General features: G+C 71.7%; 13 protein-coding genes, 1 tRNA gene and 1 pseudogene. 6 read left to right on the top strand and 9 right to left on the bottom strand.

Going from position 1 to position 15767, the window contains the following annotated elements:
* The first annotated feature begins 46 nt into the window (after positions 1-46).
* Positions 47-1007 (top strand): annotated as a pseudogene (locus tag ABEA62_RS12705) (glycine betaine ABC transporter substrate-binding protein).
* Between the two features lie 66 nt (positions 1008-1073).
* Here ABEA62_RS12705 and ABEA62_RS09375 read toward each other — a convergent pair.
* The 3 genes from ABEA62_RS09375 to ABEA62_RS09365 all read right to left on the bottom strand — a co-directional run bounded on the left by ABEA62_RS09375 (position 1074) and on the right by ABEA62_RS09365 (position 3982).
* A complete protein-coding gene (locus ABEA62_RS09375; protein WP_286213792.1) occupies positions 1074-1553 on the bottom strand; it encodes an acyl-CoA thioesterase in 480 nt (159 codons plus the stop codon).
* Positions 1554-1631: 78 nt separating this feature from the next.
* Complete coding sequence (gene ettA / locus ABEA62_RS09370) at positions 1632-3314, bottom strand: energy-dependent translational throttle protein EttA (RefSeq protein WP_286213793.1); 1683 nt, start codon at positions 3312-3314, stop codon at positions 1632-1634.
* A 101-nt stretch (positions 3315-3415) separates the two neighbouring features.
* The gene (locus ABEA62_RS09365) at positions 3416-3982 is read right to left on the bottom strand and encodes a single-stranded DNA-binding protein (RefSeq protein ID WP_345379787.1); all 567 of its coding nucleotides are present in this window, start codon (positions 3980-3982) and stop codon (positions 3416-3418) included.
* 48 nt (positions 3983-4030) lie between these two features.
* On the opposite strand from ABEA62_RS09365, the gene ABEA62_RS09360 reads away from it, so the two are divergent.
* Complete coding sequence (locus tag ABEA62_RS09360) at positions 4031-4234, top strand: hypothetical protein (protein WP_345379785.1); 204 nt, start codon at positions 4031-4033, stop codon at positions 4232-4234.
* A gap of 27 nt (positions 4235-4261) precedes the next feature.
* Here ABEA62_RS09360 and ABEA62_RS09355 read toward each other — a convergent pair whose 3' ends face one another.
* The 3 genes from ABEA62_RS09355 to ABEA62_RS09345 are packed head-to-tail and all read right to left on the bottom strand — an operon-like array spanning position 4262 to position 7955.
* A complete protein-coding gene (locus ABEA62_RS09355; RefSeq protein WP_345379783.1) occupies positions 4262-5620 on the bottom strand; it encodes a GTPase in 1359 nt (452 codons plus the stop codon).
* Positions 5617-7206, bottom strand: a complete 1590-nt coding sequence (locus ABEA62_RS09350) for a dynamin family protein (protein WP_286213799.1) — start codon at positions 7204-7206, stop codon at positions 5617-5619. Before ABEA62_RS09350 ends, ABEA62_RS09355 begins: the two co-directional genes overlap by 4 nt.
* Positions 7207-7256: 50 nt before the next feature.
* Positions 7257-7955 (bottom strand): DUF4386 domain-containing protein, encoded by a 699-nt coding sequence (locus ABEA62_RS09345; RefSeq protein ID WP_286213800.1) that lies wholly within the window; start codon positions 7953-7955, stop codon positions 7257-7259.
* 61 nt (positions 7956-8016) lie between these two features.
* Here ABEA62_RS09345 and ABEA62_RS09340 point away from each other — a divergent pair, with 61 nt between their 5' ends.
* Entirely contained in the window at positions 8017-8808 is a 792-nt protein-coding gene (locus tag ABEA62_RS09340) for a TetR/AcrR family transcriptional regulator (protein WP_345379780.1), read from the top strand.
* Positions 8809-8993: 185 nt separating this feature from the next.
* Here ABEA62_RS09340 and ABEA62_RS09335 read toward each other — a convergent pair whose 3' ends face one another.
* The 3 genes from ABEA62_RS09335 to ABEA62_RS09325 are packed head-to-tail and all read right to left on the bottom strand — an operon-like array spanning position 8994 to position 12395.
* Positions 8994-11177 (bottom strand): ABC transporter permease, encoded by a 2184-nt coding sequence (locus ABEA62_RS09335; RefSeq protein ID WP_286213801.1) that lies wholly within the window; start codon positions 11175-11177, stop codon positions 8994-8996.
* Positions 11174-11875, bottom strand: a complete 702-nt coding sequence (locus ABEA62_RS09330) for an ABC transporter ATP-binding protein (RefSeq protein ID WP_286213802.1) — start codon at positions 11873-11875, stop codon at positions 11174-11176. Before ABEA62_RS09330 ends, ABEA62_RS09335 begins: the two co-directional genes overlap by 4 nt.
* Positions 11868-12395, bottom strand: a complete 528-nt coding sequence (locus ABEA62_RS09325) for a PadR family transcriptional regulator (protein WP_286213803.1) — start codon at positions 12393-12395, stop codon at positions 11868-11870. Before ABEA62_RS09325 ends, ABEA62_RS09330 begins: the two co-directional genes overlap by 8 nt.
* Positions 12396-12505: 110 nt before the next feature.
* On the opposite strand from ABEA62_RS09325, the gene ABEA62_RS09320 reads away from it, so the two are divergent.
* From ABEA62_RS09320 to pntB, 3 genes are all read left to right on the top strand, one after another.
* A tRNA-Arg gene (locus ABEA62_RS09320) sits at positions 12506-12581 on the top strand.
* 197 nt (positions 12582-12778) lie between these two features.
* The gene (locus ABEA62_RS09315; protein ID WP_286213804.1) at positions 12779-14335 is read left to right on the top strand and encodes a Re/Si-specific NAD(P)(+) transhydrogenase subunit alpha; all 1557 of its coding nucleotides are present in this window, start codon (positions 12779-12781) and stop codon (positions 14333-14335) included.
* Positions 14332-15738, top strand: a complete 1407-nt coding sequence (pntB, locus tag ABEA62_RS09310; RefSeq protein ID WP_286213805.1) for a Re/Si-specific NAD(P)(+) transhydrogenase subunit beta — start codon at positions 14332-14334, stop codon at positions 15736-15738. Before ABEA62_RS09315 ends, pntB begins: the two co-directional genes overlap by 4 nt.
* The last annotated feature ends 29 nt before the right edge of the window (positions 15739-15767 follow it).

Raw genomic sequence — 15767 nt, 5'->3', positions numbered from 1 at the left:
CAGACCTCGCGGTCGGACTCCGATCGCGCGCACCCCGCCCCGACCGATGGGCGAACGGTGCTCACGACGGGGGGAGACTCCCCTCGCCGGGAAAGGAACACTCATCATGAACGTGCGCTCCATCGCGCCCCTCGCCCTGGCCGCCACCGCGGGGCTGGTCCTCGCCGGCTGCTCGTCGGCCGACTCGGGCGACGCACCCGACTCGTCCGCCGACGCCGCGCCCGCCGCGGGCGGCGAGATCACCTTCGGCGTCTTCAACGGTTGGGACGAGTCGGTCGCCTCGTCGCTGCTGTGGGAGGCCATCCTCGAGGACAAGGGCTACGACGTCACCCTCGAGTACGCGGACCCCGCCGTCACCTTCCAGGCACTCGCCGACGGCGACTACGACCTCGTCACCGACGTGTGGCTGCCCGTGACCCACGCGTCCTACCTCGACCAGTTCGGCGACGACATCGTCGAGGTGGGCTCGTGGTTCGACAGCGCGGCCCTCACGGTCGCGGTGAACGCCGATGCGCCGATCGACTCCCTCGACGAGCTCGCCGCGAACGCGGACGCCTTCGGCGGCCGCATCGTCGGCATCGAGCCCGGAGCTCACCGCGGCGGTCGAGGGCGCGATCCCCGTGTACGGGCTCGAGGGCATGGACTTCCTGACCTCGTCGACCCCCGCGATGCTCGCCGAGCTCGACTCCGCGATGGCGGACGGCGAGAACATCGTCGTGACGCTGTGGGAGCCCCACTGGGCGTACGGCGCGTACGACCTCAAGAACCTCGAGGACCCCGAGGGCACGCTGGGCGATGCCGAGGAGATCGTGACGTACTCGCGCACCGGCTTCGCCGACGAGTTCCCCGAGGTCGAGGGCTGGCTCGCGGGCTTCTCGATGGACGCCGAGCTCCTGTACGACCTCGAGAACCAGATCCTCACGGCTGACTCCGAGGACGACTACCCCGCGATCGTCGATGCCTTCATCGCCGACAACCAGGAGTGGGTCGACTCGCTCACCGCATAGGGTCCTCCCCCACCGCGAACGCGCCGGCCGCCCCCACGGGCGGCCGGCGCGTTCGCGCGTGTGGCGTCAGCGCTTGCGGAAGGTCACGGGCGCGTCGAGGTGCGCGCTCCACACGTCGCGCTCGGAGTCGGTGAGCCGACGAGGCTGCTGCGTCGCGGCGTCGATGAGCACGAGCGTCGTGGTCGCCTTCGCGAACAGCACCGGCACGTCCGAGCCTTGCGGCGACCACACCTCGTAGCAGATCTCGATGCTCGCCCCTCCGAGCCTGCCGATCCACAGCTGCACGTCGAGGGGGCGGCGCAGGTAAGGAATGGGCGCGAGATACTCGATCTGCTGCGCCGCGATGAGGGTGAGAGTGTCGGCGTCGACGCCGCCTGCGATGAGCGCGGTGTGAGGAACGTCGTGCTCCTCCGCCGCCGAGCGGTCCGCCCAGAAGACCCTGATGCGGGCCTCCTCCAGCAGACGGAGCATCTCGGCATTGTTGACGTGGCCGTAGGCGTCGAGGTCGGACCATCGCAGCGTGATCGGGACGTGAATGCGCGTCATGCCTTCACCGTAGCGCGGACGCGCGACGGCCCCACCCGGCTTGCGGATGAGGCCGTCGCGGTGCGCGTCAGTCGGGTGTCAGTCGCGCGTGAGCTTGCGGTACGTGACGCGGTGCGGGCGAGCGGCGTCGGCCCCGAGCCGCTCGACCTTGTTGGCCTCGTACGACTCGAAGTTGCCCTCGAACCAGAACCAATTGCCCGGGTTCTCCTCGGTGCCCTCGTACGCGAGGATGTGGGTCGCGACGCGGTCGAGGAACCAGCGGTCGTGGGAGACCACCACGGCGCAGCCGGGGAACTCGAGCAGCGCGTTCTCGAGCGAGCCGAGCGTCTCGACGTCGAGGTCGTTGGTCGGCTCGTCGAGCAGCAGCACGTTGCCGCCCTCCTTGAGCGTGAGCGCGAGGTTGAGGCGGTTGCGCTCGCCGCCCGAGAGCACGCCGGCGGGCTTCTGCTGGTCGGGGCCCTTGAATCCGAATGCGCTCACGTACGCGCGCGACGGCATCTCGACCTTGCCCACGTTGATGTAGTCGAGTCCGTCGGAGACGACCTCCCACAGCGACTTCTTGGGATCAATCCCGCCACGGCTCTGGTCGACATACGAGATCTTGACGGTCTCGCCGACCTTGAGCTCGCCACCGTCGAGCGGCTCGAGGCCCACGATGGTCTTGAAGAGCGTGGTCTTACCCACGCCGTTGGGGCCGATCACGCCGACGATGCCGTTGCGCGGCAGCGTGAAGGACAGCCCATCGATGAGCGTGCGGTCGCCGAATCCCTTGTTGAGGTCCTTGGCCTCGATGACCACGGATCCCAGGCGCGGGCCCGGCGGGATCTGGATCTCCTCGAAGTCGAGCTTCCTGGTCCGGTCGGCCTCGGCCGCCATCTCCTCATAGCGCGCAAGTCGCGCCTTCGACTTGGTCTGGCGCCCCTTCGCGTTCGAGCGCACCCACTCGAGCTCGTCCTTGAGGCGCTTTGCCAGCTTGGCGTCCTTCTTGCCCTGCACCTGCAGGCGCTCCTGCTTCTTCTCGAGGTAGGTCGAGTAGTTGCCCTCGTACGGGTATAGGCGGCCCCGGTCGACCTCGCAGATCCACTGCGCGACGTGGTCGAGGAAGTAGCGGTCGTGGGTGACGGCCAACACGGCGCCGGGGTACTTGGCGAGGTGCTGCTCGAGCCACAGCACGGACTCGGCGTCAAGGTGGTTGGTGGGCTCGTCGAGGAGCAGCAGGTCGGGCTTCTCGAGGAGCAGCTTGCACAGCGCGACGCGACGGCGCTCACCGCCGGACAGCACGCTGACGTCCGCGTCCGGCGGCGGGCAGCGCAGCGCGTCCATCGCCTGCTCGAGCTGAGAGTCGAGGTCCCACGCGTCGGCGTGGTCCAGCTCCTCCTGCAGGGTGCCCATCTCCGCGAGCAGCGTGTCGAAGTCCGCGTCGGGGCTCGCCATCTCCTCGGAGATCGCGTTGAACCGCTCGAGCTTCGCGTGGATCTCGCCGACACCCTCGCGGATGTTGCCGATCACGTCCTTGTCCTCGTTGAGAGGGGGCTCCTGGAGCAGGATGCCCACCGAGTAGCCGGGGCTCAGCCGCGCCTCGCCGTTGGACGGCTCCTCGATGCCGGCCATGATCTTGAGGATCGTCGACTTGCCCGCGCCGTTGGGTCCCACCACGCCGATCTTCGCGCCAGGGTAGAACGCCATCGTCACGTCATCGAGGATGACCTTGTCGCCGTGCGCCTTGCGCGCCTTCTGCATGGTGTAGATGAACTCTGCCACTGGTGCTCCGTCAACTCGTCCTGAGCGGGCGCGAGGCGCCCGCATGCCGCCCCTAGCCTACGCGAGGACGATGCCCGGCAGGGGCGGCGCGGACGCCATGCTCAGTGGCCCACGAGCGCCTCGGCGGTGTCGACGGAGTGCTCGTCGGAGTGCTCGTCGGAGTGCTCGTCTGCGTCCTCGACCGCGGGCTCCTCGTCGGGGCCCTCGGCGAGCTCGTACGACTCAACCTCGCCGGACGGCTCGCTCTCGCGCGCCGCCGCCAACGCCGCCGCGGCCGCGGTCGTGTCGGCCTCCGTGAGCGCCGGGTCTCCCGTCGCCCTCGTGAAGGTCGCGGTGCCCCGCGTGCAGTCCGGACCCACCGCCGTGGCGTCGATGATGAGGTCCGTGCGCGGGCCCTCCTTGGCCTCCCACCTGCTGGTGCGCAGCCGTCCCGTGACCACCACGGGCTGCCCCTTGGTGATCGACTTCTCGACCGTCAGCGCGGCCCCGCGGAACAGTCGCACCGTGAACCACTCTGTGGTTCCGTCGACCCACTGCCCGCGTTCGCGGTCGTAGAAGCGCGGCGTCGTGGCAAGGCGGAACGACGCGATCGCGAGTCCCCCCTGTCCCAGCGTCAGCCGCACGTCGGTGGCCGCCCACCCCGTAGCCGTGATCGTGAGTTCGTTCATGTCTTCCTCCCTGGTGGCGCACCGTGCGCGCCCCTCCAGCGTCGCCAGGTGTTCGACGCGGAGCGCGACCCGCGCGCCAACTCGTGGACGGCATCGTCCGGTGTCGGGGCTGGGGACATCGCCACGCACGACGGCGGCGCCGGCCCCCGCGAGGGGACCGGCGCCGCCGGTGAGGGAGGGAACTACGCGCCGTACGTGCGCATCAGGAACGCGCGGCATCGTCCCGGCATTGCCCGGGTGACCCACGAGTGAACGGAGCGCGGGCCGTTCACGAGAGATTCACTCGGCGGCGTCGCGCCTGTCGGGTGCCTCGGCACGCGCAATGACGGTGAGCTCGTCGAGGTTGCGATAGGCCTGATGAATGAGTGCCGTGGGGTGCACCACGAGCGGCTCGATCGCACCACGCACGGCCGCGTGGGCGCTCGCGATCATCTCCCTGCGCAGCGCCGCGGCGCGCGCTCGCCGTCGCCACAGCGACCGGTGGGGCGCGACGGGCGGCCACTCGACGTCGGACAGCGCCGCATCGATGCGCTCCGTGAGCTCGTCCGCCGGCGCGACGGCGTCCCCGATCACGATCCGCCAGGTGACGGGCAGCCCCTCGGACGCGGCATCCACCCAGTCGAGGCGTTCGCGCTCGACGACGTCGCGGCGCAGGGGCGTGGGCTCCGGCACTGTCGTGCCCCGGCCGGCGACCACCGCGGCGGCGGCCTCGGCACGCGCGTCGACGCCCGCGGCGGCGGTGAGCGCGGCGACCAGCTCCTGCACATCGGGCAGGACGGGGTCGGCGTCGCGCGCGAGCGCCCGCTCGAGCGTGCGCCCTGCCTCGACAAGGTCGGCCGCCACCGCATCGGCGGCCACGGACCGCGCCTGCACCGCGCCCTCGAGCTCCGCCCTCAGCACGTCGACGCCCTGGCCCGTGCGCGCGCTGAGCGGCATGACGGGAACATCGACCATGCCGTCCTCGGCGAGCAGCCGCTGGAGGTCGCGGGCCACGGCCCAACCGTCCTCCGTCGTGAGCCTGTCGACGTGGTTGAGCACTACGAGCGACGGCTGGCCGTGATCCGAGGCCGCCCGCAGGTAGCCCGAGTGAATCGCGTGATCGGCGTACTTCTGCGGGTCCACCACCCACAGGAGCAGGTCGACCCTCGGGATGATCGTGTCGACAAGCTCGCGATTGTGGGGGTTGATCGAGTCGTGGTCGGGCAGGTCGAGCAGCACGAGCCCGGAGAGCTGCGGGTCCTCGGCGGCACCGGCGGCGCCCTCACGGCGCAGTCGCCGCTCGCGGCCCACCCCCAACCAGTCGAGCAGCGCGCCCGCATCGTCGGGCCCCCACACCGCGGCGCTCACCTGCGAGGTCGTGGGTCGCGCCACACCCGGCACCGCGAACGGCACGCCCACGAGCGCGTTGAACAGCGTCGACTTGCCCGACCCGGTCCCCCCCGCGAGAGCGATCACGGTCCAGTCGATGCCGAGGCGCAGCCGCTCCTCGCAGCGGTCGACCGTCGCGTGAAGCTCGTCCCTGACCGCGAGGGGAATCGCCTCGCGGGCCCAGTGCAGCGAGGACCGCAGGCGATCGACCCTCGCGCGCAGCACCGCCGACTCGTCGCGCGGCGCAAGGTGGTCGAAGCTCACGCTCACATGAGCCCCCTGAGCTCGGCGCGGCGCAAGCGGATCTTGGCCGAGGCATCGGGCATGAGCGACGGGATGTCGGTGGGACGCATCATGTCGAGTGCCTCGCGGTTGACGCAGTGACGGCGCGCGGCGGCGAGCTCGGCACGGGCCTCGTCGACCGCGGCGCCCACGCCCTGCGAGGTGAGCACCATGAGCGCGGTGCGCGCGGGCTCGACGCCGAGCGCGGCGCTCGCGAGGGTCGTCGTGAGGCCCGGCTCGCCGACCATGCGCACGCCCGTGTCCGCGCCGGGAAGCGCGAGGGCGATCTCCTCGCACCGGTGGAGCCATCGACGCGCCGCATCCGCGGCCTGCCGCTCGCGGGCCTGGCGCGCGTCGCGCGGGTCGCGACGCTCCGCGAGCCACGGCCCGACCCCGGTGCCCGCGCGCCGCAACGTCTCCTCCATCGCCTCCGAGACGGACGATGCCGCCGCCACCAGCCGGGATTCGACCGCCTCGAGAAGGTCGGCGTAGATCGCGAGCAGGACCGCGTCGCGCTGCTCGCGCGCGTGGCCGCGACGGTGCCACGCGGTCGAGCGCAGCCGGAACAGCGCGCCGCCGTCGCTGGTCGCCTGCGCCCAGCGGGTCGTGACCGCTCCGGTGGGGATGCCCTCCCACCACCGGTCGCCGCCCTCCTGTTCGACCTGCGCCGCGCATCGGCGCACCTCGGACCGCACGTCCTTCGCGGCCGCGGACTGGTCATCCATCGCCTCGGCGAGCGTCTCGAGCCACTCCTTGACGGACTCGGCCGCGCCGCGCAGCGTGCGCTCGACGATCGTGGTCGCCGAGGCCGCCGCGACCGAGTCGAGCCAGCGCCCCAGGCCGCCCACGACGTCGCGCGGCACGGTCGCCTGGCGCGTGGTGTCCTCGGGAATCACGAACAGCGGCAGCGACTCGAGGTGCTCCGAGGTCAGCCGGTCGACGAGTTCGCGCCTGACCTGCGCGGCGACGTCGACCGTCACGCGGTTGAGCACGACCGCGATCGACGCGCCACGGTCGGCCCCCTCGCGCAGCGCCTCCCACGGCACGGCATCGCCGTAGCGCGCCGCGGTCGTGACAAAGATCCACAGGTCGGCGGCCTCGAGCAGCAGGCGCGCGACCTCGCGATTCTCGCCGCGCACCGAGTCGAGGTCCGGCGAGTCGACCAACGCGAGGCCGCGCGGCACGGCCTCCGTGGCGATCACCTTCGCGCGCTTGGCGACGTCGGAGAGCACCTGTGTGTCGAGCGGGTGGTGGAAGAGATGAGGGATGCGCGTCGTGGGGCGCAGCACGCCGGACGGCGTCAGCTGCTCACCTACCAGGGCATTGACCACGGTCGACTTGCCCGCCCCGGTCGAGCCGGCGACCACGACGATCGCGGGAGAGGCCTCCTCGCGCACGCGCGGGATGAGGTGGTGATCCAGCTGGTCGAGGGTGCGCCGGATGGTCTCGCGCGCCTCCTCGACGCCGGGCGTCGGCAGGGGCAGCTCGACCCCCGCGACCACGCGTCGGGTATCGACCAGGGCGTCGAGGAGGTTGCCGGGGTACGACCACGTCTTGATCGGACGCATGCTCATGCGTCGACGCACCCTCTCCTGACCATGCCCCCAGGGTAGCGCGGGCCTACTTACCAGGAGGCACGGGGAGAGGCGGGAGCGGTCTGGCGCTCCTGCTCCGGGGCACCCAAGCGCAGGCCCCTGATGAGCAGCGTCAGGGCGAGCGCAATCTCCCACGCGAAGATGGGGACGGCCGCCAGGCCGCGAAGCGTCGACGTGTCCGCCTGCCATCCGGCCAGCACCGCGACGTTGGACACCGTCACCAGCACCGCCCCCGCGACGCCGAGCACGGGGATCCACGCCGGGATCGCGCGCAGCCTCCCGAGGGTCACGGCGAGGAGCACCGTGTGGACGCCGACCAGCAGCCCTGGCCCCACCGTGAAGGCCGCCGAGTACAGCTCGCGCAGGGCGAGGGCCGCGCCGGCGCCGTCGGCACCCGATCCGCGCAGCGCCACCACCCCCAGCACGGCGGCAGCGCCGACGAGGATCGTGGCGGCCTCCGCCGTGCGAAGCAGTGCATAGCCCGCGGATGCCGCGGGGGCGTGGCGGCGCAGCAGCGCGAGCAGTGTCGCGCCGGTCGCGACGACCGCGGCGGCGAGCACGACGTCGAGCAGGGCGCCCAGCACCTGGGCACCCGACCCGCCCTCGGCGGCCAGCCACGAGTCGTCGGTGAGGAGCGGGCCGTAGAGCAGCACGGCCCCCACGGAAGTCACGTGGGTGAAGAGGTACGACGCGCCGGCGATCGCGGCGAGACGGCGAGAACGGGTCATGCGGGGGCTCCAGTCCGTGCGAGGTGTACGGCGTACACCTTCTGGGCCAACGCTAGGGTGTATGGCGTACACCGTCAAGAGTCACGCGGGAGGCACCATGGGGGACGATGCTCGAGTCGCCCGCGGCGCACGAGTGTCCGGCGGCGCGCGGCGGGCCACCCTGACGAGCGCCGTGGTGGTGAGGGAGGCGATTGCGCTCGCCGACGCGCACGGCCTCGACGCGCTCAGCATGCGGTCGCTCGCCGACCGACTGGGCGTGGTGCCGATGGCGCTGTACAAGCACGTGCGTGACAAGGACGCCCTGCTCGATCGCATGGTGGACGCGATCCTGGCCGAGCTCCCCGCCGCCGCCCCCGCGGGATCACCCGTGCGGTGGCAGGACGCCGTTCGCGAGCGCATCCTCGGCACGCGCGCCGCGCTCCATCGTCATCCGTGGGCGTGGCGCGCGCTCGAGACCAGGACCGCACCCAGCCCCGCGATGCTCGATCACCTCGAGTCCGTGATCACGATCCTGCGGGACGGCGGCCTCGACGCCTCCCTCACGCACCACGCGATGCACGCGCTCGGCAGCCGCGTGTGGGGCTTCACTCAGGAGCTCGCGCCCTCTCCCCCTCCGCCCGCGGACCCCGCCGTGCGGACCGCGATGCTCGAAGCGATGGCGTCGCGCTGGCCGCGGGTGCTGGAATCCGCGATGGCGGCCAGGCACGACCCGGGCACCGCGGTGGGGCCGTCGTGCGACGACGATGCGGAGTTCGCCTTCGCGATCGACGTCCTGCTCGACGGCATCGCGCTCCGGCACGCCGCGGGCTGGACTCCGCCGCCCGCTGCGGGCCCCCGCCCTACCCCTGCGTGACGACTCAACCCCTGTCGCCGCCTCCCTCACGGAGCGGCTCATCGCCTGCGGCACCGAGGCCTGCTCCTCGACCCGCGTGATGAGCATGACGACCTCTCCGATCTGGCTCGAGGACTCGCCCAGCTTCGCCACCGTCGCGCGCGCGGCGCCGCTCTTGTGCCGTCCCCATCGGCCGCGCCGGCCTCCTACTCGAAGCGCGTCGTCTCCACCTCCGTCGCCTTGCGCACGAGCCCGAAGGAGCCGATCAGGGCGACGCCAGCGAGCGCGACAGCGCCCAGCATCGCGATCCAGTAGCGCGCGTCGGGCCACGAGACCGTGAGCCCGTTGCCGAGCGTCTCGATCATCACCCAGGCCACGAGGAAGCCCAGTCCCGCGGAGACGGCGAGGGTCGCGCCGAGCGGAACCGCCGCCTCGGTCGCGACGGTGGCGCGCAGCTGTGACACCGGCATACCCGACAGGCGCAGCAGCCCAAACGTGCGCCGCCTGTCGATCGCCGCGGCGACCGTCGACACCGTGAGCGACAGGGCCGAGATCCCGATCGCGATCGCCATGCCGATGTACGCCATGACGCTCAGTTCCTGCGTGACCTCGAGGGAACCGCTCGCCGCGAACTGCGCGCGAGAGGTGGGCGGCAGGCTCGACGGGTTGGCGAGCATGATCGCGGTGTGGGCACGCGCCATGGCGGCCTGCGATCCGTCTGTCACCGCGACGAGCAACGCCGGCTCGAGGCCGTCCTCCCTGGTGGTGGGCTCGGGAGCCGCGACGGCATCGGCATCGGTGAGCCCCGTGCCCGCCGCGATCATCTCGAGGGCGTCCACCAGCACCGCGGAAGCGTCGGGCACGTCCACGGCGCCGATGGCGCGCGCGTCCTCGGGCGACAGCACCACCCGATTGTCGTCGGCCACGGCGGCGCGATGGCCCACGACGACCGTCTCCACGCCCGAGACCCGGGCGACCGCGCCCTGCACGGCCGCGGCATCGGCCCCCTCATCCAGCCATGCGATGACGGCGCCGTCGTCGAGCGCGCCAGGCTCGGGGCCCGGCTCGCCGATGCGTTCGATCGCGCTCGCGGCTCCCGCGAAGGTGCTGACGATGAACACGGCGACCACCAGTCCGGACACGGCACGAAAGGTCGCTCGCGGATGGCGAGACAGGCGGCCGGCCGCCACGACGCCGGTCGCGGAACTCGTCGCCCTGCCGAACGCGGCGCTCACCACGCGGGTCAGCCAGGGACCCGCGAACACGATGCCGAGCGCGACCACGACGAATCCACCGAACATGCCGACCATGACGAGCTCGGATCCGAGGACCCCGGCCTGCGCGCCGAGGGCCGAGAGCGCGTAGACCGCGAGGCCTGCCGCGAGCGGCACGGCACGCCACGCGCTTGCCTTCTTTTCCGCCCGCTCCCGCACCGCGCCCGGCGCACCCACGTCGTCGCGATACGTGCGCCACCATGCGGTCAGCGCGGCGAGCAGCGTCACCCCCGCGACCACGCCGATGGCGAGCGCGGGCGTGGGCGCAAGGTCCGCGGTGAAGGACGTCGCGCCGTTGATCGGGATGCGCGCCGCGAGCGGCCCCAGCCCCGCGGCGACCGCGAGTCCCGCGAGCGCGCCCAACCCGGCCGCGACGGCCATCTCCAGCGCGGACACCGCGGCAATGGCCCTGCGGCCCGCGCCGATCAGGCGCACAGTCGCAAACCGGTCGCGCCGCTCGGCCGCACCCAGCTGCGACACGATCGACACCAGCAGGATGATCGGCACCAGAATCGACACGGCGCCGATCGCAAGGATGAACCGATACGTGAGCGAGGCCGCCCTGCCACCCGTCTGCGTGAACTCCTCTTGGAGCACCGCCGACGGGTCAGACGCGAGCACGTCCCACTCCGCCCCCGTGAGGGCGACCAGCTGGCTGGGACCCTGCAGCGTCGAGTCGGGTAGGAGGCCGATCAGCGTGCCATAGCGGTCGCTCCACTGGTCCGCGGGCACCGCCGCGAGACGCTCCGCGAGCGCGGGCGACGCGTAGAACTCGCCCGGCGCGGGTGGGGTGATGCCGCCGGGGAAGGCGACCTGCGTGTCGGGGGTCGACGCCACCGCCACGAGCGTCACGAAGTCGAGACCGTTGACATCCGTCGCGAATGTCGTGAGCACCGTGGAATCCGTGGGCGCAGGATCCTCGGGTCGGTCCGCGTCCCACGGCGTGGCCGGCGCGGCCCATGCGATGCGGTCGTCCCGCGCGGGCATGTGCGTGTAGGCACCCACGAGCACCAGCAGCATGCCCACACCGAGCGCGACGCCCGCGCTGATCGCCGCGAGGCGGCGCACGGAGGACGCGGTGCCGAGCAGCAGCAAGCGCGCCGCGGCGGGCTTCATGACCGCCCCACGAGTGCCGAGCCCGAGAGCCGACCGTCGCGCACGATGACCTCACGGTCCGCATACGCGGCCGTGCGCGGGTCGTGGGTGATGAGGAGCACCGTGGTGCGCGCCTCCCGCACCACGTCGAGCATCGTCTCGAGCACGGACTCCGCCGCCACGGAGTCGAGCGATCCCGTGGGCTCGTCGGCGAACAGCACCGTGGGACGGGTCGCGAGGGCGCGGGCGATCGCGACGCGCTGCGCCTGGCCTCCCGACATCTGGCCGGGGAACTTGTCTCCCTGATCGCCCAGGCCCAGCCGCTCGAGCCACGCGTAGGACTCGGCGCGTGCGGCCCGTCGGGAGGCGCCCCCCATGAGCAGGGGCAGCGCGACGTTGTCGACCGCGGTGAGGTCGGGCAGCAACTGCCCGAACTGGAACACGAAGCCGATCTCCTTGAGCCGCAACCGCGCCCTGGCGTCAGCATCGAGCCGACCGAGCTCCGTGCCGTTGATGGTCACGTCACCCGCATCGGGCGTGAGGACACCCGCGAGGCAGTGGATCAGGGTCGACTTCCCGGAGCCGGAGGGTCCCATGACGGCGACCACCTCGCCCCTGTCGATGTCGAGGTCGATGCCGCGCAGCGCCTCGGTGGGCCCGAAGCTCTTGCGCAGGCCGGTGGCCCTGATGAGGGGCGCGGTGGTGGCGAGGTCAGCCATCAGCGGACAGCTCCTTCTTCATGTCGGTGAGGCGCGCGCTGGTCGCGTCGATCCAGCGGAGGTCGGCCTCGATCTGAAACAGCGCGTGGTCGATCGCGAGCCGCTCGAGGAGCGGCGCGGAGTGCTTGAGGGTGGTGAGCTCGCGCATGCGCGCCAGGTGGGCGGCGCGCTGCACGTCGAGCAGCTGGTCGGCGTTGTCATCGAGCATGAGCGCGAGCACCGTCTTGGCGAACAGGTTGGACGCGAGCGCGGGCGAGGGCACGTCGGGGGTGCGCAGCCAGTCCTCAAGATGGCGGCGACCCTCCGCCGTCACCTCGTAGCGCTTGCGCGCCGGCCCGGCCCCCGCCTCCTCGCCGAGGGCGACGATCAGCCCGTCCCTGATCATCCGCGCGAGCGCGGCGTAGATCTGCCCGAACGCGATGCGCCGCCCCGCGAAGACGCGGTCGTAGCGCTGCTTGAGGTCGTATCCGTAGGTCGGCCCCTCGGCGATGAGCCCCAACAGGGCGGGTGACGTGTCCATGCCGCGACTATACGCTCGGTGTATAGCACGCCGTCCATGGGGGGATCCCCTGATATTTCGCCCGTGAGGGACCGCCGCCACTACCCTGGTGTCCGCGGCCTTCGTCGCCGGCCCTCGTAGCTCAATGGATAGAGCAACGGCCTTCTAATCCGTAGGTTGCAGGTTCGAGTCCTGCCGGGGGCGCCACCACACCCGCTCACCCGGGCCCTTCGGACCAGAGGGGTCCCTGATGCGCTCGGCTAGAGTGCGAGCGGGCGAACACCCCGGCAGCTCGGCGGTCTCGCGACCGCCTCTCGCCGGGCCGTTCGTTTGCCACGGCCCCCGCCCGTCGCCCCGTGCGGCTGGCCCCGACCGGTGCCCCCGGGCGCAGAAGTGGAAGAACCATGCGGATAGGTGTCCCCGCGGAGACGCGCGCGGGCGAGCGGCTGGTCGCGGCGAGTCCCGCCTCCGTCGCCGGACTCATCAAGCTGGGCTACGACGTCACCGTCGAGTCGAGCGCAGGCACACAGGCGAGCTTCCTCGACGAGCAGTACGTGGCAGCGGGCGCCACGCTCGGCGACGCGGCGGCCGCGTGGAGCGCCGACATCGTGACGTGCGTCAACTCGCCGGCCGATGCCGACGTCGCACGCCTCACGACGGGCGCCACGCTCGTGTCGATGATGTCCCCCCAATCGAACCCCGCGCTGGTCGAGGCGCTCAACGCACGCTCGGTCACGGCGCTCGCCCTCGACGCGGTCCCGCGCATCTCGCGCGCGCAGGCGATCGACGTGCTCAGCACGCTCTCGAACGTCGCGGGCTACCGCGCGGTCATCGAGGCGGCCGAGCAGTACGGCGGCATGTTCACCGGACAGGTGACCGCGGCGGGAAAGACCGCCCCCGCGACCGTCTTCATTATCGGTGCCGGCGTCGCCGGCCTCGCGGCGATCGGCGCGGCCTCGAGCCTGGGCGCCCAGGTGCGCGCGTTCGACGTGCGTCCCGAGGTGGCCGAGCAGATCGAGTCGATGGGCGGCGTCTTCGTCTCCGCCCCCGAGGCGCAGCAGGAGGTGAGCGCGGACGGCTACGCCAAGCCGCTCACCCAGGAGCAGCAGGACGCCGCGATGCGCGTCTATGCGGCCGAGGCCGCCAAGGCGGACGTGGTCATCACGACGGCGCTCGTGCGCGGCACGGCCCCCACCACGATCACCGCGGAGATGGTCGCCGGCATGCGTCCCGGCTCGGTCGTGGTCGACCTCGCCGCCTCGGGAGGCGGCAACTGCGAACTCACCGTGCCCGGCGAGGTGGTCACCAGCGACAACGGCGTGACGATCGTGGGCTACACCGACCTCACGAGCCGCATGCCGCGCCACACCTCGCAGCTGTTCGGCACCAACATCGTTCACCTCATGGCCCTGCTCACCCCCGCCAAGGACGGCGTGCTCGCGCTCGACCTCGACGACCAGGTGCAGCGCGGCATGACCGTCGCGCACGCTGGCGAGATCCTGTGGCCGCCGCCGCCCGTGGCCGTGTCGGCGGCACCCGCCGCACCGCAGGGCCCCTCCGAGGAGGAGCTCGTGGCGCAGGCCCTTGCCGCGCACGAATCGGCACAGCGCAAGGCCCGCCGCCGCAGCATCGGCTATGGCCTGGGCGCGGTCGCGGCCCTGCTGCTGCTGTCCGTCGCGGACTCCGCCACGGTCCAGCACCTCACGGTGTTCGCGCTCGCGGTGATCGTGGGCTTCTACGTGATCTCCAACGTCAAGCACTCCCTGCACACGCCGCTCATGTCGCAGACCAACGCGATCTCGGGAATCATCCTCGTGGGCGCGCTCCTGCAGATCGGCTCGTCGAACGCCGTGGTGTCCACGCTCGCATTCATCGCGGCTGCCGTCGCCAGCATCAACATCTTCGGAGGATTCCTGGTGACCTACCGGATGCTCGGGATGTTCAGGAAGGACGCGCCATGACCCTCACCTCCCTCGCGCAGGCCACCTATGTGGTCGCCGCCGTGCTCTTCGTGCTCTCCCTCGCCGGACTGTCGAAGCAGGAGACCGCGCGCCGCGGCAACATGCTCGGCATGGTGGGCATGGTGCTCGCCCTCGCGGCCACCGTGGTGCTCGCTCTCGACGTGTCCGAGCGCTCGGTGCTGGTCACCGCGCTCCTCATCGCGTGCGTCTTCGCGATCGGGGCGAGCGTGGGCATCTGGAGGGCCCGCACGGTCGAGATGACCCAGATGCCCGAGCTCATCGCGATCCTGCACAGCTTCGTGGGCCTCGCGGCGGTGCTCGTGGGCGTCAACTCTCACCTCACGGAGAGCGCCGATGCCGTGCACCAGGTCGAGGTGTTCCTCGGCATCTTCATCGGCGCGGTGACGTTCACCGGCTCGATCGTCGCGTACCTCAAGCTGTCCGCGAAGATCAAGTCGAACCCGCTCATGCTGCCCGGTCGTAACCTGCTCAACCTGGGCGCGATCCTCGCCAGCGCAGGACTGCTCGCGTGGTACCTCGCGAGCCACAGCATCGTCCCGCTGCTCCTCATGACCGTGATCGCACTGGCGCTCGGCGTCCACCTCGTGGCCGCGATCGGCGGCGGCGACATGCCCGTGGTCGTGTCGATGCTCAACTCGTACTCGGGATGGGCGGCGGCCGCCGCCGGCCTCATGCTGAGCAACGACCTCCTGATCGTCACGGGTGCGCTCGTCGGCTCGTCGGGTGCGATCCTGTCCTACCTCATGTGCAAGGCCATGAACCGCGCGTTCCTCTCGGTGATCCTGGGAGGATTCGGCGCCGAGGGCGGCAAGGCCGCTGCGGCGGGTCCGGAGGGTGAGCACCGCGAGGTCAGCGCCACCGAGGTCGCCGACATGCTCGCGGCCGCGCGCTCCGTGGTGATCGTGCCCGGCTATGGCATGGCCGTCGCGAAGGCCCAGTACCCCGTCGCGGATCTGGTCGACAAGTTGCGCGCCCACGGGGTCACCGTGCGCTTCGGCGTCCACCCCGTCGCCGGCCGCCTGCCCGGCCACATGAACGTGCTGCTCGCGGAGGCCCGCGTGCCGTACGACATCGTGCTCGAGATGGACGAGATCAACGACGACTTCCCCGAGACTGACGTCGTGCTCGTCATCGGCGCGAACGACGTCGTGAACCCCTCCGCACTCGAGGACCCGGGCTCGCCGCTCGCCGGAATGCCCGTGCTCGAGGTGTGGAAGGCGGCCCAGTGCATCGTGTTCAAGCGCTCGATGGCCACCGGCTACGCCGGGGTGCAGAACCCGCTGTTCTTCCGCGAGAACTCGGCGATGCTGTTCGGCGACGCCAAGACCCAGGTCGAGGAGATCCTCACCGCCCTGCGCGTCGGCGAGGGAGCATCGGCCTGACCGGCGTCGTGCCGCCACTGGAACGATGT

Source organism: Demequina sediminis (assembly GCF_039545075.1).
Taxonomy (GTDB): Bacteria; Actinomycetota; Actinomycetes; order Actinomycetales; family Demequinaceae; genus Demequina; species Demequina sediminis.
This window is presented reverse-complemented; position numbering and strand designations above follow the sequence as displayed.